The sequence below is a fragment of the Streptosporangium sp. CA-135522 genome, assembly GCF_050949235.1.
Lineage (GTDB): Bacteria > Actinomycetota > Actinomycetes > Streptosporangiales > Streptosporangiaceae > Streptosporangium.
This window is the reverse complement of the sequence record NZ_CP192026.1, coordinates 6,003,735-6,026,071: the sequence shown is the minus strand read 5'-3', so window position 1 is coordinate 6,026,071 and position 22,337 is coordinate 6,003,735. Positions and strand designations below refer to the sequence as shown.

25 protein-coding genes and 2 pseudogenes are annotated in these 22,337 nt (G+C 67.1%); 17 read left to right on the top strand and 10 right to left on the bottom strand.

All coding sequences use genetic code 11. The annotated features are described in order from the left end of the window. The first annotated feature begins 273 nt into the window (after positions 1-273). The 4 genes and pseudogenes from ACQPYK_RS28735 to ACQPYK_RS28720 all read left to right on the top strand — a co-directional run bounded on the left by ACQPYK_RS28735 (position 274) and on the right by ACQPYK_RS28720 (position 3,927). The gene (locus ACQPYK_RS28735; RefSeq protein WP_433237364.1) at positions 274-726 is read left to right on the top strand and encodes a hypothetical protein; all 453 of its coding nucleotides are present in this window, start codon (positions 274-276) and stop codon (positions 724-726) included. Positions 727-1,274: 548 nt separating this feature from the next. Continuing rightward, positions 1,275-1,760 (top strand): DUF2975 domain-containing protein, encoded by a 486-nt coding sequence (locus ACQPYK_RS28730; protein WP_433237361.1) that lies wholly within the window; start codon positions 1,275-1,277, stop codon positions 1,758-1,760. Further along, the gene (locus ACQPYK_RS28725; RefSeq protein WP_433237358.1) at positions 1,760-1,981 is read left to right on the top strand and encodes a helix-turn-helix domain-containing protein; all 222 of its coding nucleotides are present in this window, start codon (positions 1,760-1,762) and stop codon (positions 1,979-1,981) included. The genes ACQPYK_RS28730 and ACQPYK_RS28725 overlap by 1 nt, the downstream gene beginning before the upstream one ends. 310 nt (positions 1,982-2,291) lie before the next feature. Next, positions 2,292-3,927 (top strand): annotated as a pseudogene (locus ACQPYK_RS28720) (IS1182 family transposase). A gap of 48 nt (positions 3,928-3,975) precedes the next feature. Here the strand turns inward: ACQPYK_RS28720 and ACQPYK_RS28715 are convergent. Beyond that, entirely contained in the window at positions 3,976-4,746 is a 771-nt protein-coding gene (locus ACQPYK_RS28715) for a PIG-L family deacetylase (RefSeq protein ID WP_433237355.1), read from the bottom strand. A gap of 364 nt (positions 4,747-5,110) precedes the next feature. On the opposite strand from ACQPYK_RS28715, the pseudogene ACQPYK_RS28710 reads away from it, so the two are divergent. The 4 genes and pseudogenes from ACQPYK_RS28710 to ACQPYK_RS28695 all read left to right on the top strand — a co-directional run. Continuing rightward, a pseudogene (locus tag ACQPYK_RS28710) lies at positions 5,111-5,359 on the top strand (transposase family protein); the annotation flags it as partial. A 58-nt stretch (positions 5,360-5,417) separates the two neighbouring features. After that, positions 5,418-5,546, top strand: coding sequence for a hypothetical protein (locus tag ACQPYK_RS28705; protein WP_433259138.1), 129 nt, complete (start codon positions 5,418-5,420; stop codon positions 5,544-5,546). Positions 5,547-6,055: 509 nt separating this feature from the next. Continuing rightward, on the top strand, positions 6,056-6,772 hold the full coding sequence (locus tag ACQPYK_RS28700) for a hypothetical protein (RefSeq protein WP_433237352.1): 717 nt from the start codon (positions 6,056-6,058) through the stop codon (positions 6,770-6,772). Positions 6,773-6,843: 71 nt separating this feature from the next. Then, complete coding sequence (locus tag ACQPYK_RS28695) at positions 6,844-7,122, top strand: hypothetical protein (RefSeq protein WP_433237349.1); 279 nt, start codon at positions 6,844-6,846, stop codon at positions 7,120-7,122. A gap of 300 nt (positions 7,123-7,422) precedes the next feature. On the opposite strand, the gene ACQPYK_RS28690 is transcribed toward ACQPYK_RS28695, so the two are convergent. Both ACQPYK_RS28690 and ACQPYK_RS28685 read right to left on the bottom strand, forming a co-directional pair. Further along, positions 7,423-8,361: a CU044_5270 family protein gene (locus ACQPYK_RS28690; RefSeq protein ID WP_433237346.1), complete on the bottom strand. Its 939-nt coding sequence runs from the start codon at positions 8,359-8,361 to the stop codon at positions 7,423-7,425. Then, positions 8,358-8,936: an RNA polymerase sigma factor gene (locus ACQPYK_RS28685; RefSeq protein WP_433237343.1), complete on the bottom strand. Its 579-nt coding sequence runs from the start codon at positions 8,934-8,936 to the stop codon at positions 8,358-8,360. Before ACQPYK_RS28685 ends, ACQPYK_RS28690 begins: the two co-directional genes overlap by 4 nt. Positions 8,937-9,516: 580 nt before the next feature. Here ACQPYK_RS28685 and ACQPYK_RS28680 point away from each other — a divergent pair. The 3 genes from ACQPYK_RS28680 to ACQPYK_RS28670 are packed head-to-tail and all read left to right on the top strand — an operon-like array spanning position 9,517 to position 11,557. Then, positions 9,517-10,110: a TetR/AcrR family transcriptional regulator gene (locus ACQPYK_RS28680; protein ID WP_433237341.1), complete on the top strand. Its 594-nt coding sequence runs from the start codon at positions 9,517-9,519 to the stop codon at positions 10,108-10,110. 54 nt (positions 10,111-10,164) lie between these two features. Then, on the top strand, positions 10,165-11,352 hold the full coding sequence (locus ACQPYK_RS28675) for an aromatic ring-hydroxylating oxygenase subunit alpha (protein WP_433237338.1): 1,188 nt from the start codon (positions 10,165-10,167) through the stop codon (positions 11,350-11,352). Next, positions 11,261-11,557 carry a 3-keto-5-aminohexanoate cleavage protein gene (locus ACQPYK_RS28670; RefSeq protein WP_433237335.1) on the top strand — a complete coding sequence of 99 codons (297 nt, stop codon included), beginning with the start codon at positions 11,261-11,263 and terminating at the stop codon, positions 11,555-11,557. Before ACQPYK_RS28675 ends, ACQPYK_RS28670 begins: the two co-directional genes overlap by 92 nt. On the opposite strand, the gene ACQPYK_RS28665 is transcribed toward ACQPYK_RS28670, so the two are convergent. Further along, positions 11,496-12,197, bottom strand: coding sequence for a recombinase family protein (locus tag ACQPYK_RS28665; RefSeq protein WP_433237332.1), 702 nt, complete (start codon positions 12,195-12,197; stop codon positions 11,496-11,498). The two genes, ACQPYK_RS28670 and ACQPYK_RS28665, sit on opposite strands and share 62 nt — an antisense overlap. A 627-nt stretch (positions 12,198-12,824) precedes the next feature. Here ACQPYK_RS28665 and ACQPYK_RS28660 point away from each other — a divergent pair. Both ACQPYK_RS28660 and ACQPYK_RS28655 read left to right on the top strand, forming a co-directional pair. Next, positions 12,825-13,469, top strand: a complete 645-nt coding sequence (locus ACQPYK_RS28660; protein WP_433237329.1) for a hypothetical protein — start codon at positions 12,825-12,827, stop codon at positions 13,467-13,469. A 21-nt stretch (positions 13,470-13,490) separates the two neighbouring features. Continuing rightward, on the top strand, positions 13,491-13,925 hold the full coding sequence (locus tag ACQPYK_RS28655) for a hypothetical protein (protein WP_433237326.1): 435 nt from the start codon (positions 13,491-13,493) through the stop codon (positions 13,923-13,925). Between the two features lie 70 nt (positions 13,926-13,995). Here the strand turns inward: ACQPYK_RS28655 and ACQPYK_RS28650 are convergent, their stop codons facing one another. Beyond that, a complete protein-coding gene (locus ACQPYK_RS28650) occupies positions 13,996-14,625 on the bottom strand; it encodes a TetR/AcrR family transcriptional regulator C-terminal domain-containing protein (RefSeq protein ID WP_433237323.1) in 630 nt (209 codons plus the stop codon). A gap of 55 nt (positions 14,626-14,680) precedes the next feature. Here ACQPYK_RS28650 and ACQPYK_RS28645 point away from each other — a divergent pair, with 55 nt between their 5' ends. Further along, the gene (locus tag ACQPYK_RS28645; RefSeq protein WP_433237320.1) at positions 14,681-15,091 is read left to right on the top strand and encodes a hypothetical protein; all 411 of its coding nucleotides are present in this window, start codon (positions 14,681-14,683) and stop codon (positions 15,089-15,091) included. Between the two features lie 333 nt (positions 15,092-15,424). On the opposite strand, the gene ACQPYK_RS28640 is transcribed toward ACQPYK_RS28645, so the two are convergent. Then, positions 15,425-16,240 (bottom strand): nuclear transport factor 2 family protein, encoded by an 816-nt coding sequence (locus ACQPYK_RS28640; protein ID WP_433237317.1) that lies wholly within the window; start codon positions 16,238-16,240, stop codon positions 15,425-15,427. Between the two features lie 64 nt (positions 16,241-16,304). Here ACQPYK_RS28640 and ACQPYK_RS28635 point away from each other — a divergent pair, with 64 nt between their 5' ends. Beyond that, positions 16,305-17,285, top strand: a complete 981-nt coding sequence (locus tag ACQPYK_RS28635) for a helix-turn-helix transcriptional regulator (RefSeq protein ID WP_433237314.1) — start codon at positions 16,305-16,307, stop codon at positions 17,283-17,285. On the opposite strand, the gene ACQPYK_RS28630 is transcribed toward ACQPYK_RS28635, so the two are convergent. Both ACQPYK_RS28630 and ACQPYK_RS28625 read right to left on the bottom strand, forming a co-directional pair. Beyond that, positions 17,182-17,775 (bottom strand): Tn3 family transposase, encoded by a 594-nt coding sequence (locus ACQPYK_RS28630; RefSeq protein WP_433237310.1) that lies wholly within the window; start codon positions 17,773-17,775, stop codon positions 17,182-17,184. The genes ACQPYK_RS28635 and ACQPYK_RS28630 overlap by 104 nt on opposite strands. A gap of 108 nt (positions 17,776-17,883) precedes the next feature. Continuing rightward, entirely contained in the window at positions 17,884-18,318 is a 435-nt protein-coding gene (locus tag ACQPYK_RS28625; RefSeq protein ID WP_433237307.1) for an ester cyclase, read from the bottom strand. 90 nt (positions 18,319-18,408) lie between these two features. Here ACQPYK_RS28625 and ACQPYK_RS28620 point away from each other — a divergent pair, with 90 nt between their 5' ends. Further along, positions 18,409-19,140 carry a TetR/AcrR family transcriptional regulator gene (locus tag ACQPYK_RS28620; RefSeq protein WP_433237304.1) on the top strand — a complete coding sequence of 244 codons (732 nt, stop codon included), beginning with the start codon at positions 18,409-18,411 and terminating at the stop codon, positions 19,138-19,140. Between the two features lie 44 nt (positions 19,141-19,184). On the opposite strand, the gene ACQPYK_RS28615 is transcribed toward ACQPYK_RS28620, so the two are convergent. Further along, the gene (locus ACQPYK_RS28615; protein WP_433237301.1) at positions 19,185-20,189 is read right to left on the bottom strand and encodes an AsnC family transcriptional regulator; all 1,005 of its coding nucleotides are present in this window, start codon (positions 20,187-20,189) and stop codon (positions 19,185-19,187) included. A 125-nt stretch (positions 20,190-20,314) separates the two neighbouring features. On the opposite strand from ACQPYK_RS28615, the gene ACQPYK_RS28610 reads away from it, so the two are divergent. Continuing rightward, the gene (locus ACQPYK_RS28610) at positions 20,315-21,814 is read left to right on the top strand and encodes an MFS transporter (RefSeq protein ID WP_433237298.1); all 1,500 of its coding nucleotides are present in this window, start codon (positions 20,315-20,317) and stop codon (positions 21,812-21,814) included. A 1-nt stretch (position 21,815) separates the two neighbouring features. Here ACQPYK_RS28610 and ACQPYK_RS28605 read toward each other — a convergent pair whose 3' ends face one another. Beyond that, complete coding sequence (locus ACQPYK_RS28605) at positions 21,816-22,199, bottom strand: hypothetical protein (RefSeq protein WP_433237295.1); 384 nt, start codon at positions 22,197-22,199, stop codon at positions 21,816-21,818. Positions 22,200-22,337 lie beyond the last annotated feature (138 nt).

Genomic DNA, 22,337 nt, shown 5'->3' with positions numbered 1-22,337 from the left:
GCCGCTCCACCTGCTCTTTACGAGCGAAGCAACAATGAAGCGCTCAAGTAGGTGCTTTTGGTAGTCCTTCACCGCGGGAAATACGAGACAATGGCCCCGCCATGGTCAACTTCCCCTCCTGATGCGCCCCGCATCCGGCCAACACCCATCCGATTCCCCGTGACGGGCGGCGGCACTGCGGTGTACTCGAACGCGTCCTGCGTCCCCAATGGCCGGAGGCCACGCTGCCGCCGCCTGAACTCATCCGCCGTCGACGAGTTGGCGACCCTTCCCGTGTATATCGCTACCCGCCTGGCCGAAGAGCTCGACGAGATCTGGCTCGGCCCCGGTAACATCCCCGATCTGGATAGTCTCGGCGCTCTGCGCGGACAGCCCACGCAGCCCGGCGGCCATGTGCTGTGGGATCAGGCCCCCGGTATCTGCACCGGCCGTCTCATCACGATCGGCACCGGCGACCATGTCTCGGCCAGCCTTGTCCTGCATGAGGTCGGCCACGCTTTGGACGCTTTCGACAGCATGTCCCAAGCCTCTGAATGGCAATTGATCATGCAGATGTGCAGGACGGCCATAACGCACCCCCGCTACCTGGACGCGGTCGAATGGTGGGCTGAAGGGTATGCCCTGTGCGCATCACGGCAAGTAGGACGCCTGGTGCGCATGCTCGACGGCCGCGAAAACCTCGGCGAACTGGTGTGGGCGTACTATCGAAGGCATTATGGAGTATGAGGGGGGTTGTCATGTGGACCGTGATCGAGCGCGAAGACGGCTCCCTCGTGGTGCCTGTGCACGTCGACACCCCCGAGGGTTGACACGCCGACGGCGCCATCACTGTGACCCCGGATGACCCCGGCTACAGCACCCACGCCGCGAATGCCATCAAGCCCACCGAGCTGGTAGGCAGCCCCCACGAAGCCGCGGCCCTACTCGCCCGTTGGGAAGCACGCTTCACTCAAGTGGAGCGCCGCAGCGCATAGCCCTCCTCATCATGCTCGCAGCCACGTCAGCTTGATGGTCCGATCACGAACCAAACCATCCGGTCTCGCATGCCGCAGCACCTCATGACGTTCCATGCTTCGGCGTAGTCGGGTGGCGTCCGATTTGTGCTCAAGCGAGGTCGACTTCGACAAGATCAAGACGTTCGCGCGAACGCCATGCCATGGGAGGGGGCGGCGGCCCGCCACGGTGCGAAACCGCCGCCCATCCTCTGTCCCAGCCCTTGCTTCATCTATCGAAATTCGATAGATTCTCATCGTAATTCGATGGGAGGATGGGTCATGGGAAAGCTGGCAGTGCGTGCGCTTCGCGCCGTGCTCGTGGTGGTGCTCGCCGGCACCGTGTTCATACAGGCATTGATGGCGTGGGTGTTGGCCACCGACCCGGAGGACGGGTCGCTCCCGCTGACCCCGCTGCGCGTGATCACGATCCTGGGCATGGTGTCGGCCCAGGTCGCCCTGGTCAGCGTATGGCGGCTGGTGACGATGGTGCGACGCGGAACCGTGTTCTCCCACGCCGCCTTCCGGTACGTGGACGCCGTGATCGGCGCGATCGTGGCGGCTGCCCTCCTGTGGTTCGCGGTCACGGCCCTCAATGCGCCGGGCCAGCGGGCCGACCCGGGCGTCACCGTCATCATGGGCGGGGTTGGCCTGGCCATCCTGGGGGTCGCGCTCATCGTGCTCGTGCTGCGGATGCTGCTCGCTCAGGCCGTCGCTCGCGACGTCGAAGCGGCGCAGATGCAGGCCGAGTTGGACGAGGTGATCTGATGCCGATCGTCGTCGACATCGACGTGATGCTGGCCAGGCGGAAGATGTCCGTGGGCGACCTCGCGGACCGCGTAGGGATCACGCCCGCCAATCTGGCGGTACTCAAGAACGGCCGCGCCAAGGCGGTGCGCTTCGCGACGCTCGCCGCGCTCTGCGAGGCGCTCAAGTGCCAGCCGGGCGACCTGCTGCGCTGGGAGACCGAGGACGCCTCGGACGGATGACGTGCCCCAGAGCGGGAGTGAAAACGCCTGGCACCACCGGCCTGACACGGCACGTCGACCGCATGGACGTTGATCGCCGATCGCCCGCAGCACCGTCCCGACCTCGTTGGGTAGATTCCGGTTGCACCGCACCGCACCGCACCGTCTTGGTCGACGATCGCGACCTGCGAACGTGACCTCCCCACCGAAATTCCCCGTCCTTCCAGCGCGGAGACACTGTTGGCGAAGTAGATCAAAAGGAAGCGGCCCCATGATCACGGATGTGATCATGGGGCCGCTATCGTTGTTCCTGCTCGCGGATGGAGTCGTGGTGTCGCTGCGTTCGACTGGTGCAAACCAGATCCCGGCCGCCACTCTGGCGGTGGCCCGGGCGGCCTTCCCGAAAGGAAGCCTGGCGATTCGCATACGGGATGCGCTGGGTGTCCTCTTTGAGGACACGGACTTCGCCGCAGCCTTCTCCACCCGCGGTCGCCCGGCGCTGTCCCCGGCCCGCCTGGCCCTGGTGTCGATCCTGCAGTTCGGAGAGGGACTGTCCGACCGCCAGGCGGCCGAGGCCGTGCGCGCGCGAATCGACTGGAAGTACGCGCTCGGGTTAGAGCTGACCGATGCCGGCTTTGACTACTCGGTGCTCAGTGAGTTCCGAGATCGCAGGGTCGCTTGAGCAGAGCCTGCTCGATACGCTCCTGGAACGTGCGGTAACCGCTGGCCTGCTTCGAACCGGTGGCCGGCAGCGCACGGACTCCACCCACGTGCTCATGGCCGCGCGCACGATGAACCGGTTGGAGCAGGTGCATGAAACAGTACGAGCCGCCCTCAACGCGCTGGCCGTGGCAGCGCCGGAATGGCTGTTGACCCAGGCAGCACCGGGATGGTTTGACCGGTACGAGGCGCGCATCGAGGACTTCCGTTTGCCCACGAACAAGGCGAAGCGTATCCAGCTCGGCCACGAGATCGGCGCTGACGGGTACGCCGTGCTGCGCGCGATCCACGCGGCGACAGCGCCTGCGTGGTTGCGTGAAATCCCCGCGGTGCAGAACCTGCGCCACGTCTGGATCCAGCAGTACGTGACCATCGACGATCAACTGCGGTGGCGAGCTCCTGGGGAGCAGCCGCCGAGCACGATCCGCCAGATCTCGCCCTACGACGGCGACGCCCGATCGGGAAACAAGCGTGACTCCTACTGGGATGGCTACAAGGTGCATCTCAGCGAGACATGCGACGCCGACGCTCCACATCTGATCACTCACGTAATCACCGCCTCGTCGCCCGGCAGCGACTACGAAGCCACCGAGCAGGTCCATGACGCGCTGGCCGCCCGCGACCTGACGCCAACGGTGCACCTGGCGGACAGGGGCTACATGAGCGCTCACAACCTCGCGCGAGCAGATCGCCGCGGCATCGAACTGATAGGGCCGATGATGCCCGACAACGCCTGGCAGAGCGCCGAGGGCAAGGGTTTCGCGGTGAGCGACTTCACCATCGACTGGGACAACCGCGCCATGACCTGTCCCACCGGGGCCACCAGCTTGCCCTGGGCTAACGAGGTCGACCAGGGTGGTACGCCAGTCGTCCGCGTGCGCTTCTCAATGCGCGACTGCAAGGACTGTCCCAGCCGGGACCTGTGCACCCGCGGGGCCAAGGGTCGGCGCATCACCCTGCGTCCACGGGAAGAGCACGAAGCCTTGCAGCGTGCATGAATGAGGCAGAGCACCAACGAATGGCGGCAGCGCTACGCCCACAGGCAGGGCATCGAAGGCACCGTCGCCCAGGGCGTCAAGGGCTTCGGCCTGCGGCGGTCCCGCTACCGCGGGACCGCCAAGACCCATCTCCAACACCTACTCATCGTCACGGCGATGAACCTCACCAGACTCGACGCCTGGTTGACCGGAACCCCGCTGGCCCCGACTCGAACTTCGCACTTCGCAACGCTACGCCCGGCTGCCTGAACAAGCACCGGAGAAGGGCTTGGCAGTGCACCGCCTCAAGGCTCAAGATTAAGATCCCGCAAGGGTGGTCTCTCGGGCGCCGGTGTAGGAGACGCGCCGGTACCACTCGTTCGCCAGCATCTGGGCGCGGGCCTGCTCTGGCAGTGAAGTGAGCAAGGTCATTGACGCGCCGCGTCCAACCTCGGACTCATGCGCGTGCATGGCCGCCCACTTGCGCTCAGCCCACCGCTCGACGTCGAGGTGAGTGGTGACCTGCTCATCGGAGACGCCCGGCAGCGTCTGGCCTGGCTCAGGAGGTGTTCCGAACACCGCCTGCCAGTGTGAGATCACGACAGATCTCGGAATGGTCGCCAGATAGAGGGCGCGCGGTCGCCAGGGATCGCCCGCGTCCGGGTAGAGCTGGTCATAGCCGGCCGCTTCGACCGCGGCCATGGTCACCCGATGCACATGCACGTGTTCGGGATGTCCCGAAGACCCGTACCCATCGAAGGTGAGCACGACGTCGGGCCTGAACTCCCTGATGTGCGCGACCACCCGTCCCACCGCCTCGTCGAAGGGCACGTCCACGAAGCGGGGGCTGCCCGGCGCGGACTCAGGCTTGCGCGCGTCGGCGTAGCCGAGCAGCCGTGGTTTGCCCGCGCCGAGGATGTCCAGAGAACGCTCCAGTTCCCCGGCCCGTTGGGTTCCTTCTGCCCAGGTGCACGTGACGACGGCGGTCCTGGCCCCCTCGTCGGCGTACTTGGCCAGGGTGCCACCCGTCCAGATCGCCTCATCGTCCGGATGCGCATACACGCCCAGCACCCCGAAATCCACTGACATACCCTCCTAAAGGATCTGATCAATGGCCGCCCATCGTAGCGTCGGGCATCCATCGTCGTTGGTGTTTCGCGGTGGCAGAGTCTCGCGACTCGATCGTTGCCGTAGGCGGGCCGGCCGCTTAAGCAAGATCGCCAAGAGGAGACCACAGTGGTCTACACCCTCTGGCCCTTGATCAATTCGCCAACAGTGTCTCCAGCGCGGAAGGGCGGGGGTTCGTCGCTGAGCGGGCAGCCAGGGCTTCGCCGTAGTCGCTTGACGCCCGATTCGTGACGATCTGCCAGTTCGACGGGGTTCTGGGAATGTAACTGGCACGGGCTTCCAAGATCGTGGAGTTCTCGACGCCCCGTGATCCGAGTGGAAGACCGTGCCGGCCGACGCATCATCGCCGATCCCGGGCCTGCCGGAGCGGCTGGCAGAGGTGCCCGACCCTCGCGATCCGCGCGGCGTATGGCACACTCTGGTCATCGTGCTCGCGCTGACCGCGTGCGCGGTTCCGGCCGGAGTGACCTCCCTGCCGGCGGTGGGTGAGTGGATCACCGACGCCCCGCCGTCCGTCCTGGAGCGCCTTGGCGTACGGCCCGGCCCGCTGTCCCCGAAGTGGTGCCTGCCGACGGAGGCGACGGTGCGACGGCTGCTGGGCCGTATCGACGGCGACGCGTTGGACCGGTGCGTTGGACCGGGCGGTGGGCCGCTGGCTGGCCGACCGGCGTGCTGGGGCCGACGGTCAGCTGCACGCCCAGCGCGAGCACGCCAGCTACCTGCTCGGCCGAGGCACGCACTACATGGGGTCCCGGCAGTAATGGCGCAAAATCCAACGAACCTACCCCTGGCCTGCATTGACAGGCAGGGCTCAGGTCCGGCCCACCAGCCCGAGACCCCTGCATAAGCACAGGTGAGAGGCATATCTGGTGGATCCTGCGCCATTACTATCGGGACCCCGGGGGCTGGACCAGCATGCCCGCTGACGGCTCGATTGCGCTTATCTCCGTCTTGAAGTGGCGACGGGTGCCCCAGGAGCCGATGCCGGGCTGCGCGATGTTCCGTGCCCGGCTTGGACTGACCGGGCTCACCCTCGCCAGCGTCGCCGATCATCGCAGCGCACGCGCCGCATATCGCCGGTGAAGGGAGGACATATTCAGCGGTCAGCGGCTCGAGGTAACCATTACTGTCAAGAACATCGACTCTATGCCGTTTCGATCATTTCCTGCTCTCGGAGACCGCGGATGTGAGGGGTATGAGGTGATGGCGCCGCTGTTCACCGATCATCGGCTTCCGAGCGGCGAGGCTTATCGTCGCCGTCGGTGCGCTCATGCGTAACCTCGTGGCCGCCCCCGTTGTCACCGCCGTCGTTGATCCGGCACAGCTGAGCACTCTGGCCGATCCGATCACCAGCGGTCCGCAGGACTGTCCCTACTGCGGGCAAGCCGTAGCGGGCGATGCCACGGCAACGGTGGTCATGCTGCGCTTCGCCGATGGTTTGTGCCTGGTGCGAATCGCCCATCCGAGGTGCGCCCCGTCCGCAATCTTTCCCGTCGAGTCCGATCTGGCCGAGCTACGCCGCCGAATGCCGCAGGCGGAAACTCCCATCAGCGCCCGCCCGGCTTTGATTCCCATTCCTGGTGGGGACGACCTACCGATGCTGGTCATCTACCCACATGACCGCATCGCGTCCCCCGCCCAAGGCGGACACACGGTCCGTTCAGGTGATCTGATGATGATCGACGGTTTGCAGATGGCCAGCGGCTCGGCCGATGGGATGCCACGTCAGGCCCCAGACTGGCAGGTCACCGTCGCCGCCGGACAGGCCACCGTCATCGCGCCCAACGGCGCCATCGTCTACACGGGAGAGTTGGCGGTATGGCCTTCATGGAGGCGCGCGGCCACCGCTAACGGCTGGGTGTGGTTGTGCGTGGGCATGGTCGGGCTGGGGGAGGGGGAAGACCTCGTCGGCGCACTGCGAGCAGCGACCGCTGCGGGGATGCTCGCCACCGGGTGGGTCACTGTCACCCTTGGCCGTGCCCGATGACGCTTGGTCGGCAGAAAGGCGCCGCGCGCCGCACGCCGAAAACAAAGGTCTCAAAATAGGGGTGTTTTCGCATGGGCGTGACAGTGCAGGGCGAGCCCGGATGGAGTCTGCGCGACTCCGGTGGAAAGTACGGCTCAGCCGCTCGCCGCGGCGCGTTCATGGAACAGCTCGTCGGCCGCGCGCTGCAGCGATGGCTGGCCTCCTCCCGAACGTGTCCCCGGCCGCCAAGTAGCGGTGCGGCTCTGTTCTCGGAAGTGCCGAGCTGGGATTTCACCCCTGCGTCGTATGTGTTCTCGGAAGCCTTGGCCGTCCCCGCTTCCGAGAACACGGTCTTCCTGGAAACCCGGTGATCTGGGCAGACCTGTCTACCTTGGGGGTGGGGACATGCTCGGGAGGAGGACGCCGACCCGCACGATCGCGGCCTGGGCGTCAAGACGCTGCACCTGGGGCTGGTGGAGGACACGGTGGAGATGCCCGAGCGGTGGTTTTGCGCCAGCGAACACATGACCGTGGTGCCGATCCCGTCGCTGACCTCGCACGAGGCGTTCGACTCGGGGGTGGTGCCGGGGGCGGCGCCGGCCGCCCGGCTGCTGGATCATGGCAGGCAGGCGGGGCCGGTGCGGCCCACCTGTTGTCCGGTGAGCGCAGGCTCAGACGCAGCCGCCCGGCTTCAGGGACGTGGACCAGGCCGGGAGTACGTCGGTGATCTGTGGACGGGTTATGGACCAGAGTTCACGCCCTTGCCCCGGCACGAGTTCCTGGCCGCCCAGGAGGACGTAGGAGGTCTTGTCGAAGATGAAGGATTCGCGGGAGATGGCGCCCCCGGGGCCTAGATTGTCCACCCGGGTCACGGCGATGCCCGATTTACCGGTGGCGTCCTTGAGCTCTTCCGTCTCGATGCCCGGCAGGGTCGCGGCGAGCTTGAAGATGGCCGCCTGCAGCTTGGGCGGCATCGGGCTGCCGAGGATGCCGGTGCCGGCGCGCCAGATCTGGGTCGCGATGTCCTTTTTGAGGACCATCTTCTTACCGTGTTCGGCAAGCTTGTGCCGGAGCTGCTCCTGGTCGGTCGGCCACCCACGCAGGTCGGCGTAGGCGGGGCCACCGCGGCCGGGGCACCGGGTCAGGAGTTTCTTGTACTCGCGGTTCTGGGGGCGGGACTTCGACGGCTTGTACCACCACAGTTCTGGGCGGGAGCCGTCGACGGACTCCCAGACCTCGCCCGTGATGTGGCGCGGACCGACGTTGGGAACCCCGTTCTCGCTGCGCGTCTCCGCGATCCGCTCGTAGTGGAGGTACTGGTCGTCGCGGGGTTCCGGCCACGGGGTGGCGCTCGCGGCCTCGGCCGCCAGCCTCAGGACCTCGGCGGCGCTCGCGGGCGCGGCGGGCTTGAACGTCTGGACGACGATCACTCCTGCGGCCATCGCCGCGACCAGGCCGCCTGCCAGCATCAGACGCCGCAGGCCGGCCGCCCGGGGCCGCCGCTTCGCGCGGGCCTCGGCCAGAAGGGCGGTACGGGCGGGGGCGAGGCGGTCCGCCGTGGGGTGCGCCTTGTCGGCGAACAGGTCGCGGAGTTCGGTCAGGTCGTTCATGAGGTCTGCTCCGTCGTGGGGTCGGTGCTGCCGAGGGCATTGCGGACGATGGCCCGCGCGCGGTTGAGGCGGGAACGGACTGTGCCGATCGGGATGGACAGGGCGCCTGCGGCCTCCTCGTAGGTGAGGTCGGCCCAGGCCACGAGCAAGAGGACGTCGCGGTCGCGGGCCTTCAGCGAGGCGAGCGCCCGGGCGAGAGGGCGGCGTACGGCATGCGCGCTCGCCCGCTCAAGAGCTTGTTCCGCGGCGTCGTCGGCGTCGGGAAGCACGCCCATTTTCGAGTACGCCTTATAGCGGTGTGTCTCGGCGCGCTGATGCCGGCGGATGAAGTTGGTCGCGAATCCGTACAACCAGGGGAGGGCCTCCGGACGGGCGGTGTCGTAGTCGCGGCGCTGCCTGAACGCGGCGAGGAACGTCTCGGAGACGACGTCGTCGGCCGTGTCGTCGCCGAGCCGGCGGGCCACATAACGGTGGATGTGTCCTGCGTGCCTGTCGAACAGCAAGGCGAAATCCTCGGGATCTCGCCACGACCGTTCGATCAGGGCGGCGTCAGACAGGGTCGTACTGAGGGGCATGGGGGTGGGCCTTTTCAAGGAAGTAGTGTCGCCTGTCTTTCACACAAGTCAGGAAACGAGTTCACGGGACGCTGCCGACCGCCCGGCAGGCTCGGGTGAGGGCCAAGAGCGCGCGCCAAGATCCGCCGCCGCGGCCAGGCGCGGGAGGACGCCGGCTCAAGAGGCTCCGACGGATCCCGGCGCGAACTGAAAACCGACGGAATGCCTCAGATCGAATGGCAAATCGACCTGGCAAAGCTTGCCACTCGAACTAAGGCATCGCAGGTCAACGCCAGGATGGTGTCTCAGATCAGATGGCAAGGGACAGCCAGGGCGGGCATGGCCAAGGTGATGTGCCGATGCCGGGACCTCCGCCCCGCACCTGGTAGTGGTCCAGGCCGAAGTGGCCCTTGGCGGCCCTTTGTTGTCTTCACAGACTCCAAATGATCAAGCGGTGGTCGTCGTCATGTGACACCGCCCCTCAAGATCGCGAAATGTCACTGGAGTACGAGCTGTGGCATGGATGCGAGAGGGCGGCCACTCACACGACCGTCCTGCCGCTACTAAGGTTGTGGATGTGAGTTCGAGATCCGTACGCGCGATGGACGCCGATGAGAAAGTCGACCGGCAGGCGCGGATCCTCGAGGCGGTGCTTCGGCTCTTGTCCCTGCAGGGCATATCCGGGGTCAGCATGCGTGCCGTCGCGCGTGAGGCTGAGGTCTCGTTGGGGCTGGTGAACTACTACTACGAGGACAAGACGAGCCTGATCCGTGCGGCCCTGCACCGCATCGAGGAGCAGGACATCGCGATGGTCGAGCCGGACCTCACCCTGGAACCAGAAGAGCGGCTGCGTGCTGCGCTGAAACGGGTGGCCGACCCGGAGTACCTGACAACGGAGTACCTGTCCCTGCGACTTCAGCTCTGGGCGCTCGCCCGGGCCCACGAGGACTTCGAGCGCATCAACACGGTGGCCCAGAAACGCTACCGCGCTGGGCTCGCCGCCCTCATCCGTGCGGCCCGCCCCGAGTTGTCGCGCGGCGAGTGCGGTAAGCGGGCCGCCGACATCGACGTCATCCAGAACGGCTTGTGGCTCACGGCTCTGCTGGGGCTCGACCGCGCCTCGATCAGCAGGAGCGTCGCTCGCTGCGAGGAAATCGCACTCGCCGACCGACTGGTCGCGCGACGCCAAATCTGAACGAACGTCCAGAAACGCATTGAACGATCGTTCAAACACTCGTATGCTCCCACCATGGCACCAGTCACGATGGACGACGTACGTCGTGTCGGCACCGGGTTCCACGAGGACCCCGAACGATCGATGTCGCTGCGGTCGGAGGCGTACACGGACCCACGGTGGCTCGAGGTCGACGTCCGGGCGATCTTCGCCCGCACCTGGCAGTGGATCTGCCACGGGGAGAAGCTCGAGTCGTCGGGCAGCTACGTGTCGGCCACCGTGGCCGGCATGCCGATCGCGATCGTCCGCGATCGTGACGGAGCGCTGCGCGCGTTCTACAACGTCTGCAAGCACCGCGCCCATGAGCTGCTCGCGGGCTCCGGCACCACGCGCAACATCGTCTGCCCCTACCACGCGTGGACCTACGGCCTCGACGGGCAGCTGAAGGCGGCTCGTCGCGCCGACAGGATGGAGACCTTCGACAAGGGCGAGATCTGTCTCGACCAGGTGTTGGTGGAGGAGTTCGGTGGATTCGTCTACGTGAACCTGGACCGGGGCGCCGCTTCCTTGGGCGAGCAGGCCGGGGATCTGGCGGCCGACATCGCCAGGTGGGCCCCGGACGTGGCCAGACTGACCCACGCGAAGCGGTTGACCTACGACGTCGCGTCCAACTGGAAGAACGTCATCGACAACTTCCTGGAGTGCTACCACTGTCACATCGCTCACAAGGAGTTCGTCGACCTTGTCGACATGGACACCTACGAGGTGAAGACCCACGGCATCTGGTCGAGCCACTTCGCCGAGGCCGGCAAGCACGCGAACGCCGCGTACGACGTCTCGGGTGCGTCGGTCACCCAGCACGCGGTGTGGTGGCTGTGGCCCAACACCTGTCTGCTGCGATACCCCGGTCGCGGCAACTTCATGGTCTTCCAGGTCGTTCCGGCCGGTCCCGACCGGACCCTGGAGACCTGGGACTTCTACTTCGAGACGGCCGAGCTCGAGGACGCCGAGGTGCAGTCGGTGCGGTACATCGACGAGGTGCTGCAGCAGCAGGACATCTCGCTGGTGGAGAGCGTCCAGCGGGGCATGAGCACCCCGGCCTTCGAGCAGGGTCGCATCGTTTACGACCCGTCCGGCTCAGGGCTGTCCGAGCACGGCGTGCATCATTTCCATGGCCTCGTCCTCGACGCCTACCGGTCGTGGGTGGAAGGGTCCGCCGCCGAGCGCGATCACGGGGATGCCGTCCCCACTCTCACCGCCTAGGGGAAGGGCCATGTCGAGGCCCGTCATCATCACCTGCGCACCCACCGGCGGCATTCACGCGCCGACGATGTCACCGCACCCGCCGGTGACGCCGGACGAGATCGCCTCCGCGTCCATCGGGGCCGCCGAAGCGGGGGCGGCGATCATTCTCCTCCACGCCCGCAACCCCGGGGTTGAGGAACCGCCGGACAGCCGTTATCGATGAGAACGATCTTGCTGGGGCGTCCCAGGGAAGAAGTGGGATACGGGTGGAATAGTTGCCGGCCAGCGTCCCGCGAGTACCGCGTAGGCGGTGGAGCGGCCGATTTTGAGGGTGCCGGCGGCCTCGACGACCGAGACACCGTCATCGACCAGGCGGCGTAGTGTGGCCGGCTCGGCGAGGCCGATGCGCGCGGCCGGCCGGTCTTCTTCTTGCCAGACAGCATGGCGCCGGTGGCTTCACGGCGCCTGGCGGCGGCGATTCCCTCGGCCTGGCGCTCGGCGCGCAGCTCCAACTCGTACTCCGCGGCCGCGGCCAGGACCGCGAACATGAACCGGCCCTCCTTGGTGCCCAGATCAAAGTTCTCCGTCAGCGACACCACGGTGATGCCGCGGTCGCGCAGCTCGTTGACCATGGCCAGCACGTGTCCCGCTGAGCGGTCCCGCCGGTCGGACTTCCAGAACTTCAGCGTGTCGCCCGCCTTGGGCAACGCCGGAAGCGCCTCCCAGGCCGACCGCGCGACACCGCGCTTGCCCGACTCCTTTTCCATGATCAGTTCGTCGTAGCCACTGGCCGCCAGGGCGTCGAGCTGGAGCTGCGGGTTCTGATCACGCGTCGAGACCCGTGCGTACGCCCAAATGGTCACCGGCTACCTTTCAGCAGCGTCCAGAAACGTACACGTTCTCGGACGGCCAGGTCACCTGCGGAAACGCCGTCCAGCAACCCATGTCCGAGAAGGGCGCCGTGTGGGAGCCGTCCAGGCGGTTCAAACGGGTGCGGTGGCCGATCAAAGGGGGCCGAAGGCAAATGCATTCGGTGACCAAATGATACGTAAAGTGGCGGCTGGGTGGGAGTGCTCCCCGTCGTTATCTGCCTCCGGGAGGCGGTATGTCGGAGTTACCCGAGGGTTGGTACCTGGTCAAAAACGCGGCCGGCTTCCCGCCCGTACGGCAGAGCGAGACGCCGATGGCTGAGCCGTAGCAGAGCGCACCGGCAGGCTGTAGCCGTCGGCGTATGCGGCCCGCGTGGAAGCGGTGATCACCGCCAGCGGGGTCCCGGTAGTAAGAGATAAGCCGTGGGGGCGGCTCGCGGCCGAGCAGGGAAAGCACCACAAGATCCTTCTCAGCGCTAACGGCTGCCCCCAGGTTCCTCAACCCCGGACGCAACCGCGGCGTGTGCCGCATAACACCGACTCGCGCCGGCGACCAATGCGATAACCGAGCCTTCGTATCCCGCCGCCTGCCTACCGTCCGGTCAGCCGATGGGAGCCTGTATGCCCGATGACACCGCCCCCGGGCAGGGCGCGCAGCCCGGTCAGACCAACCATGGCATCCGCATCTCCGGTGGTAGCGTCAGCGGTTCCATCGCGTCGGGCGCACACGCATGGGCTGGGATCAGCCCGCCCGTGCTGGTGGGGTGGGGGCGGCGCGCCGTGGCCCAGGCACTGGAGCGCCTGCTGCTGGAGCATGCGCATCTGCTCGACTTCGACACCGAGCGCACCGTACGCCGCCACCTCATGGAGATCACGGCCGAGCTGGAGCGCGAACCTGCCGACCTCGCCCTCATCGACGACCTCGTGCAGCGGCTGGCCGCGACGCTCAGCGAAACCGCCCCGTCCATGGCGCTGGCGCTGATGCGGCTGAGCGGCGCGTTAAGCGACATCCCCACCGACGCTTCCCCCGCGTGGCAAGCGGAATTCGCCTCCTCCCTGGAGCGGGTGGCGCATGCGCATTCGAGCCCCGCCTCGACGGCGGAGCGGCGCTACCGCGAGCGGCTCAACGCCGAAGCGGCGGCCCGTGACCAGGTGATGACCTCTGCGGGCGGCACCCCGCTGACCATCTACGTCAGCGGCGACGATGCGGCCGCGGCCGCCCTCGAGCGCGCGGTCGCCCAGTGGCTGACCGCCCAGGGCCGGTAGATCGTCTATCGGGGCGATGCGGTGCGTGGCTCGCTGTGGCGTGCCCTGGTCACCGGCGTCAAAAAGCGCGTGGACAGCGGCGCCATCGACGCTGGTTTCGACCTGGCGGGCCGCGCAAGCGGGCTGTACGGGTTCGACACCCGTCAAGCCGAGGTCGACAAGGCCCAGGCCGAGGCGTTCGCCACGGTGATGCAGGCGCTCCAGGGGGTGGAGTCGGCGGTGATCCACCATGGGACGCTGCTGGTCGTCAAATACGGACCGAACGTCGTGCGCCGCGAGCTCAGCCAGCTCGAGGTGGCGCACCTGCGCCGCAACCCGATCCTGACCAGCAGCCCCGCCACGATCCTCACCGAGCTGCAACGCCTGACCGATCAGAACGAGGAAGAGACGAGCGCCGCATTGCCGGCAGTGCAGATCAAATCGGCCTTGGTGGTCCATGAACAACCCGATCGTTAAGTGCCTGCCCCGAACTTCTGACCATGGCCTGAGGGAGGGTGGAAGCCTACAGGCCTATCGGTGTCGCGTGTCAGGTACCTGGGGAGACGCGGGCTCCGATGATCAGGGATACGCCCGCGTTGAAGATGTCGTTGGGGGTGAGTCCGGTGCGGCGGGTTTCCGCTAGGGCGCGAGCGATGGTGGGGAACGCCTGGGTGAACTCTTCGGCGGTTTGGGCGTCCATGGTGTGGGCGTCTGCGGAGTCCTGCTCTTCGATGACGTGGCCGAAGGTGTAGTGGATGCCGGTGAAGACGACGTTCGCCGCCTCGGCGAGGGGCAGGCCGCGGTCTTCGAGGGTGCGTAGTGCGTGTTCGGCGATGCGGGCGAGAGTGGGTGTGCCGGGCGGTCGGGCGCCGGCAACGACTCGGGCGCCGTCGGGGTAGGCAAGCAGTGCCTGGCGCAGGCGGTGGAGGATGGCGGCCAGCCAGGGCTGCCAGGCCTGGCCTGGGGGCAGTGGCGTGAGCTCGGCGAACTGTTCTTGCAGGATGGCTTCGGCCATCGCCTCTAGGAGTTCTTGCTTGTCGTTGAAGCGCCAGTAGATGGCGGGGGCCTTGACTTGCAGGCTGGTGGTGAGCCTGCGGAAGGTCACCCCGGTCAGCCCTTCCTGCTGCAGCAGCGTCAGGGCTTGTTTCACGATCGTCTCGGCGTCCACGACGACCACTCTATAACTGTGTTACATTGGCCTCGCTGTAACATCGTTATAGAAGGATGTGCTCATGAACCAGGCACTCGTAGACAGCATGTGGAGCTACCTCAAGGCCGGACTGGCCATGGACGTGGACACGCTGGACCAGCTGTATGACCCCGCATTCGAGAACCTGCGGGTGGATAAGTCCGGCCAGACGGTCATCCTGACCAAGGCCCAGTTCATGGCACGCTTCCGCGCCCTGCGCGAACAAGGCCAGTCGGTGGGCGACTCCATCGACGACGTCACCTTCCCGGCCACCACCGACTTCGGCGACCACGCGGCGATCATCATGCGCCGGGTCAAGGACGACGTGCCGGTGCTGTATGCCTTCATTTGGCGAATGGAGGAGGGGTGGCCGACCACCATCCTGCGCGAGATCACCTTCGACGAGGACATCAGCTACCTGGTAAGGATGGTGCAGGTCGCGAAGGACGCATAGCGGTATCGCAGGGGGTGCCCGCGTGAGAGGCGTTCGGCCGGCAGCACGAGCGGCAGCCGGGCGTCTAGCCGGATGGCCGATTCCGTGGCCAAAACGGCAGGCTACGCACGAGCAGCCAGTTTCTTCCTCAGGGGTGACCGCGACAAGGATGGGGGGCGTACAACGGGCATCGGACCTTCCGGTGCAGCACGACTGGACACCGCTGCTGTCACCGGAAGGTCACTCTGTGTTGAGGGGATTCGCAAGCTCTGGTCGTCCGCTGACGCATCCGCGATCAGTTTGTTCACGGGCACTCAGTGAGGGGGTGGCAGGTCCTGCGAGGTGACCGCGTGTTCAGCGGTTAACCGGCTGGTTGGCGAGGGCTTCGGCGACAGTGAGGCTGTCTTCGTAGACGGCGTAGCGGGTGATCAGCCCGTCCTCGACGGTGAGGTGAAGCGCACACAGGGCCGTGTATCGCCTCCCGGTGACCTTCACCATCTGCCGGATGTCGCCGAGCACCACCGCCTCCGTTTCGTCGATGAGGACGCGGGACACTCCACCGGCCGACTTTTCGGGGACATGGAAAGCGGCTATTTCCCGGAAGTGATCGGCGACGTCGGCGCGGGTGGAGCGAGGACGGATCCACGGCACCGCTGGATGACCGCCCTCCGGCCAGTCCAACTGCCAGTCGACGCGCTCGGCGAACAGCTCGGCGATCCGGTCCGGTTCGCCCTCGCCCAGCCGGCGAAGGAACTCCTCCGTCGTGGCACGAGTGCTCGCCTTCGTCTCGTCCGGCGTGTCCACGGCGAACTGGTACTCGTGCCGGATGAGCCTGTTCCCACCGAGGGTGAGAAAGATGCGGCCGGTCCAGGCGATGCTCCCGCCGCCTGCGGGGATCATGTGGGTGGTGAAGGTGACCGTGTCGTGGTGGCCGGTCGCGTCGTCCGCGGACCGGAAGACGAATCCTGCGTCCCGCACCAGATCGTGATGGGCCTCGGTGATCCGGGCCTCAAGGGCGTCATGGCCGTGGTATCGCGCGGATTCGGTGACCTGTATGCCGTCCGCGTCCCACAGTCCGGCGATGGCACGTCGGCGCGCAACCGGGTCGGACTCGTTCCATACCGCTACGTATCGGTTGACGAACTGGTCGATATCAATGTCGATGTCCATGGGCGGGACGCTATTTCGACTCCACTGACACCTCATGTCAGTGGACTGAGGCAGACTTCACCGCATGCGTGCGAGCCGGCTGGTGTCCATCCTGTTGCTGCTGCAAACCCGGAAACGGATGACGGCACAGGAACTGGCCGACGCGCTGGAGGTGTCCGTGCGCACCGTCTACCGCGACATGGAGTCCCTCAGCGCGGCGGGTGTGCCGCTGTATGGCGAACCCGGCCATGACGGCGGGTATCGGCTGCTCGGCGGGTTCCGCACCCGGCTAACGGGGCTGACCGGCGATGAGGCCGACTCACTGTTCCTGACAGGGGTGCCCGCGGCCGCCGCCGACCTTGGTATGGGCGCCGTCGTGACCGCCGTGCAGCTCAAACTCATGGCCTCCCTGCCCGCCGAACTGCGCGACCGCGCCGGCCGGATCGCTGAGCGGTTCCACCTCGACGCCCCGGCGTGGTATCGCGATGGCGACCGCACGCCGCACCTGAGCGCGGTCGCGGACGCGGTGTGGAATGACCGCGTCGTGTGGATGCGCTACCTGCGCTGGGCCGAACCTCACGAGATCACCCGGACCGTGGAACCGTACGGGCTGGTGCTCAAGGCCGGGCACTGGTACCTCGTGGCCGGCCCCGGCGAACAACTCCGCACCTACCGCATTGCGCGGATCGTGGATCTCCGTGTCCTCGACGAGCATTTCGATCGGCCCGACGGGTTCGACCTGGCCGACTACTGGCACGACTACCTGAAATCCTTCGACACGCGCCGCCACCAGGACGAGGCGACTCTCCGTCTTTCCCCGAGGATCTATGACCAACTGCCGCACCTGTGGGACTCCGCGATGGCCGACGCCGCACGCCGGACCGCCACGCCCCCAGACCCCGATGGCTGGACTCGGGTGACGATCCCGATCGAGTCCATTGAACAAGCCCTTCCCGAACTCCTCAAACTCGGTGCCGAGGCGGAGATCCTCGCCCCAGCCGAACTCCGCGAACACCTCGCCCGAACACTCGACGCCCTGACCCGCATCTACCGACGACCGGTCTGACAGTCGCTGAGCCCCTGACAGACCCCGGCGCGGTCCGCTTCATAGGCCGGGCACACACCGCCTTCGCCGGCGGTGTCAAGATCGTCCTCGGCGCCACCGGCTGTTCCGGGGGTTCCTCGACCTCGAGCACGTGCGCTTCAGGCACCGGGAGGCACCCCGCCTCTGCCCGGGACCCGGCATGTTCTGGTCTCGTTAGCAACTGCTCACTGAGGATTTCGCGCGTCTCATCCGCCTTGACCATCTGGTCGTACTGCTGGGCGATCAGCTCCCATCGGATCGCTCGGGTCAGTGAGCCGTCGAGCGCTGGCCGGCCGGGCGGGGCGTCGTCAGGGCGGCATAGACGGATGCTGCCGATGTTCTGCAGTCTTGGCAGCAGGCGGAAGTTCAGCAGCTCGGTGAAGACGAAGCCGGCCACGGAGGTGCCATGGGTGTCGACGTAGTTCGACTCGGTCTCGGCGTCGGTGCGGTGCCGCAGCAGGCCCTCGATCATCGCTGCGACTACCGGGTGTAAGCGGGGACGCGCAGCGAGGTGGAGGGCGTGGACCGTTGTCAAGCACTCCTCGGCCTGGGCCGGATCCGGATAAGGATGTCGACCCCCTCATCGCCCCAGGCCAGGAGCACTTTCTGCGGTCGCAGACCCGGTCGGCTCACCCGACGACCAAATCCTCGGGGCTGGCTGAGGGCGGGAATCCCGTGCTGCCCCCCACATTTCCGCGAACCGGCCATCGTCGAAGCGGAAGATCTCGAACAGCATGGGCCGCACGTCGCTGCCCGGGGCCGTGATCCCCTCGACGGTCGAGCGGACGGCGGCCTTGTCACCGTCGACCAGGATGTCCTGAGCGACAACGCGCATACCCGGAAACCGGGCAACGAGCGTGCGCCAGGCGTCCTTGCCCGCCTCGAACCCTGCGGTGCCGAGCGGATGGCAGAAGAAGCCGGAGGTGTGCAGGTCGACGGCCTGGTCGAACTGCCGGCTGTTGAAACACTCGTGCATCCGCTCCACCAGAGCGCTCGCGTCCTCGCGTGTGGTCACCGGCGTGGCCTCCTCGTGACTGACGGATTGGGTCATGATGAGCGGCGCGGACCATAACCGGGGCGACGCCCCGGTTATGCTGATGCCGACATGTCCAGCCAGCCGCCTCAGCCAGCCTCAGCGAGCCCGGCGGCAGCTTACGGGAGCGACCGGGAGCTGCGGGCCGACGCGCGCCGCAATCGCGAGCGGGTCCTGCGGATCGCGCAGCAACTGTTCGCAACGGAGGGTCTTGGCGTCTCGCTCGACGAGATCGCCCGCCGCGCGGGCGTTGGCCCCGGCACCGTCCACCGGCACTTCTCGACAAAGGGAGCGCTGTATCTCGCCGTCGCGACCGACCAGCTCAGGCAACTGGTAGCGAAAGTAGAAGCACTTGCCGCAACTAGCGATCCCGCAGCCCTATTCACGCTGCTGTCTGCGATGATGGCCAGCGGCGCCGAGAACGTAGCGGTGAAGAGCGCGCTGGTGGCCGCCGAGTTCGACCTGCGCACCGCCGCCCCGGATGTCGCGGCAGATCTCACGCGTCATGTCGCAGACCTGCTGAATCGCGCGCACGCAGCCGGCGCCGTGCGCCCCGACCTCACCGCTGAGGAGGTAATGGCACTGGTCGCCGGCGCCTTCGCCGCGATCCGCCACGCCGGCGCAGAAACCAGCCGCACCCGCTCTGCGCATATCGCTCAGCTCATCCTCGACGGGCTACGACCCCAGTTCCGGCGAGCAACGCACGCTCCCAAACGTGGGAAGATCCACGATCCTGCGGACGACAACCGGACCTCTACCCGGCCCTCCGCTCGGGTCGGCGTCACCAGGTGCAGTGCGCCGTGACGCGCGCCCTCGAAGAGGCGTTCTGGGACTGAACGCCTCAGCCGTCAGCGGCGCGGTGTATCCAGGAAGGCCGGGTCGAGGACGGCGCCGACGCGCTTGACGTTCTGGACGATGGGGGCGGTCTCGACGTGGCCGATCGACTTCAGGGCGGCCACCCGTTCGGTGAGGTAACGGTAGAGCTCGCGGGAGTTACGGCATACGACCTGGACGGCCAGGTTGGTGGGCCCGGTGGTGGCCGCAGCGAAGACGACCTCGGGGTGCCCGGCGAGCGCCTGCCCGGTAGCGACCAGCTCCGCGGGGGCGACCGTCGCCCACAATCGGGCCGCGGTGTGGAAACCGACGTATGAGAGATCGAACTCGGCGTAGTAGTGGAGCACGCCGATGCCGCGCAGATGGTCGAGACGGCGTCCGACGGTGGACTGCGACCAGCCGGTCGCGGCGGCGAGCTCGGCGTGGCCGGCCCGGCCGTCACGGGCCAGGATGTCGAGGAGCTGCTGGTCGCCAGGATCCAGAGGCTGGATGTCGTCGATCTCCGGCGCCGGCTCGGGGCTCAGCCGCTGGACCTCCTCCGGGCTGAGAGCCTCCAGGCTGCGGATCCTGCCGGGTGAGCCGTAATAGGTGTGCAGGACCGAATGCGCAGCGATGGCGACGACCCGGTTACCGCGCGGCAACCCGTCCAGCAGGAGCTGCTCGCTCTCGACCTGGCTGCGGGTGCGTGCGATGCAGAGCAGTTCGGTACCGCCGGAGACGATCTGGACCCAGGCGGTGTCAGGACGCCGCGCCAGGGTGGCGGCGACGCTCTGCGCTGCGCCGGGCGCGCAGCGGAGCCTGAGGAGCCATCGGCCGTGGGCGACGTAGTTGGCTGGGGGGACGCCGACGATGCGCAGCACGCCCTGCGAGCGCAATCGGCGGTAGCGGCGGGCGATCGTCTGGTCGGAGACGCCGAAGACGTCGGCGATACGGCTGAACGGTGCCCGACCGTCCAGTTGCAGCGCGTGGATGAGCTTGCGATCGAGGGCGTCGGCAACGGCGCCGATGGGGAAATTCACCACTCAAGAGTAAAAGATGTCGAAAATATGGATTTACGCCCTTCTGGATGGATCTCTCACAATTCTTCGGCGATCGTTGCCGCCTGACCGCTCCGGCGGTCCGCAACGACCGACGGAGGACTGATATGGGCAAGTGGTGGCCGCTGACGGCGGTCTGTCTCGGGGCGTTCATGCTGCTGGTGGACGTCAACATCGTGACGGTGGCGCTGCCGGACATCGCGATGGGGATGAAGTCGTCGTTCTCCTCGCTGCAGTGGGTCATGGACGTCTACGCGCTGGTGCTGGCCGCGCTGCTGATGGGTGCGGGCGCGCTCGCCGACCTGGTGGGACGCCGCAAGGTGTATGTGAGCGGGCTGGCGCTGTTCGCGCTGTCGTCACTGGTCTGCGGGCTGGCTCCGGACGCGGTGGTGCTCGTCGGCGCGCGGGCGGTGCAGGGCGCCGGCGCGGCGATGATGTTCGCGACGACCGTCGCCTTGGTCAACGCCTCCTACGAGGGACGTGACCGGGGAGTGGCGTTCGGCGTCTGGGGGGCGGTGAACGGCGCGGCAGCGGGCGTCGGGCCGCTCCTGGGCGGGCTGGTGACGCAGGAGTTCGGCTGGCGGTGGATCTTCCTGGTGAACCTGCCGGTCAGTGTACTGGCCGTGGGGCTGACCCTGAGGGTGGTTCGCGAGTCGCGCGACCCGGCGGCACGGCGGATCGATCTGCCCGGTGTGGCGCTGTTCGTCCTGGCCGCTGGCGCGGTGACGTACGCGCTGACAAGGGCGGGAGAGAACGGATGGACCTCGGCGACGACGCTCGGCATGTTCGCGATCGGGACAGCCGCCTTGATCGCCTTCGTCGTGGTCGAGATCCGTGCCCGGCATTCCCTGCTGGACCTGCGTCTGTTCCGCAACCCGACGTTCGCCGGGATCATGATCGCCTCGCTGGTGATGTCGGGGGCGGCCTTCGCCCACCTGCTCTACACCTCGCTGTGGCTGCAGTCCGTCCAAGGGTTGAGCGCGATCGGGGCCGGGCTGGTCATCCTGCCGATGAGCGGCCTGTCGTTCGTGACCTCCTGGCTGACCGGGCGCTTCCTCCACCGGGTGTCACCCCGGTGGACCGTCGGCGCCGGAATGCTGCTCATCGGGATCGGGACGCTGAGCCAGGCGGTGCTGACCGCGAGATCGGGCTGGACCGCCGTCATCCCCGGGTTCGCGATCACCGGGATCGGCGTCGGACTGGCCCTCCCCAACGTCACGGCGGCGGCGATGGGCTCCGTTCCGCCGGAGCGAAGCGGGATGGCGGCCGGTGCTGTCAGCGCGTTCAGGCAGCTCGGCTACGCGCTGGGAATCGCGGTGCTTGGCAGCGTCTTCCGTGCGACGCTGCAACATTCCCTGGAGGGCGAGGTGCCCGATCCCGCCGCCATGACGGAGGCTCTCACCGGCGGCCAGGCCGCGCAGGCGATCAGCCAGTTCTCCGACGCGACCGTCGTCCCGGCCGCCTACGCGGCCGGCCTCAACGCCGCGACCATGACCACGGCGGCGATTGCGCTCGCCGCCGCAGTGGCGACGATCGCCCTGGTACGCCGTCCGGCTCCGGCCCCGAGCCCGGCCGCGCCCGAACCCGCTACGGCCTCAGCGCCCTGACCTAAGCTTGATCTTTAACCTGTCTGTCCAAGCCGGGCAGCGAGGGCGGTTTCTCGCTTGATGGTTTTGCCGACGTCGTAGTGGGGTGCCGGTCGGCGGTTCGTGGAGCCGGATGGTCGTCCGGGGCCGGGATTTCCGGGTTTGGGTGCGTGGTCCAGCCCAGAGTCTGCTTGAACAGCCGGAAGGTATGCTCAAGATCGAACCTGCGCGGGAACACCTGCCAGAGCCGGTCGACCTGTTCTGCGGTCAGGCCGGTGTGCGAGGACCACAGCCACACCGGCTTGGGCTCGTTGTCGCCGGGCAGGCGCTCAACCTGCAGCCGGATCGGTGATCCTTCCAGAATCGGGGTTGAGGAACAGCGGAACGGCCGTTGGCGGTAAGCCACTACATCGCAGGTCTCGGAAGGCTGTGCGGGGTCCCGGTAGTAATGGCTGTGAATCCAACGATGTTGTCGCTGATCTGCGGAGACTCCCGGGGAACATGATCACGAGAACGGTAGGTCAAGCTCTATCCACGCAGGTCA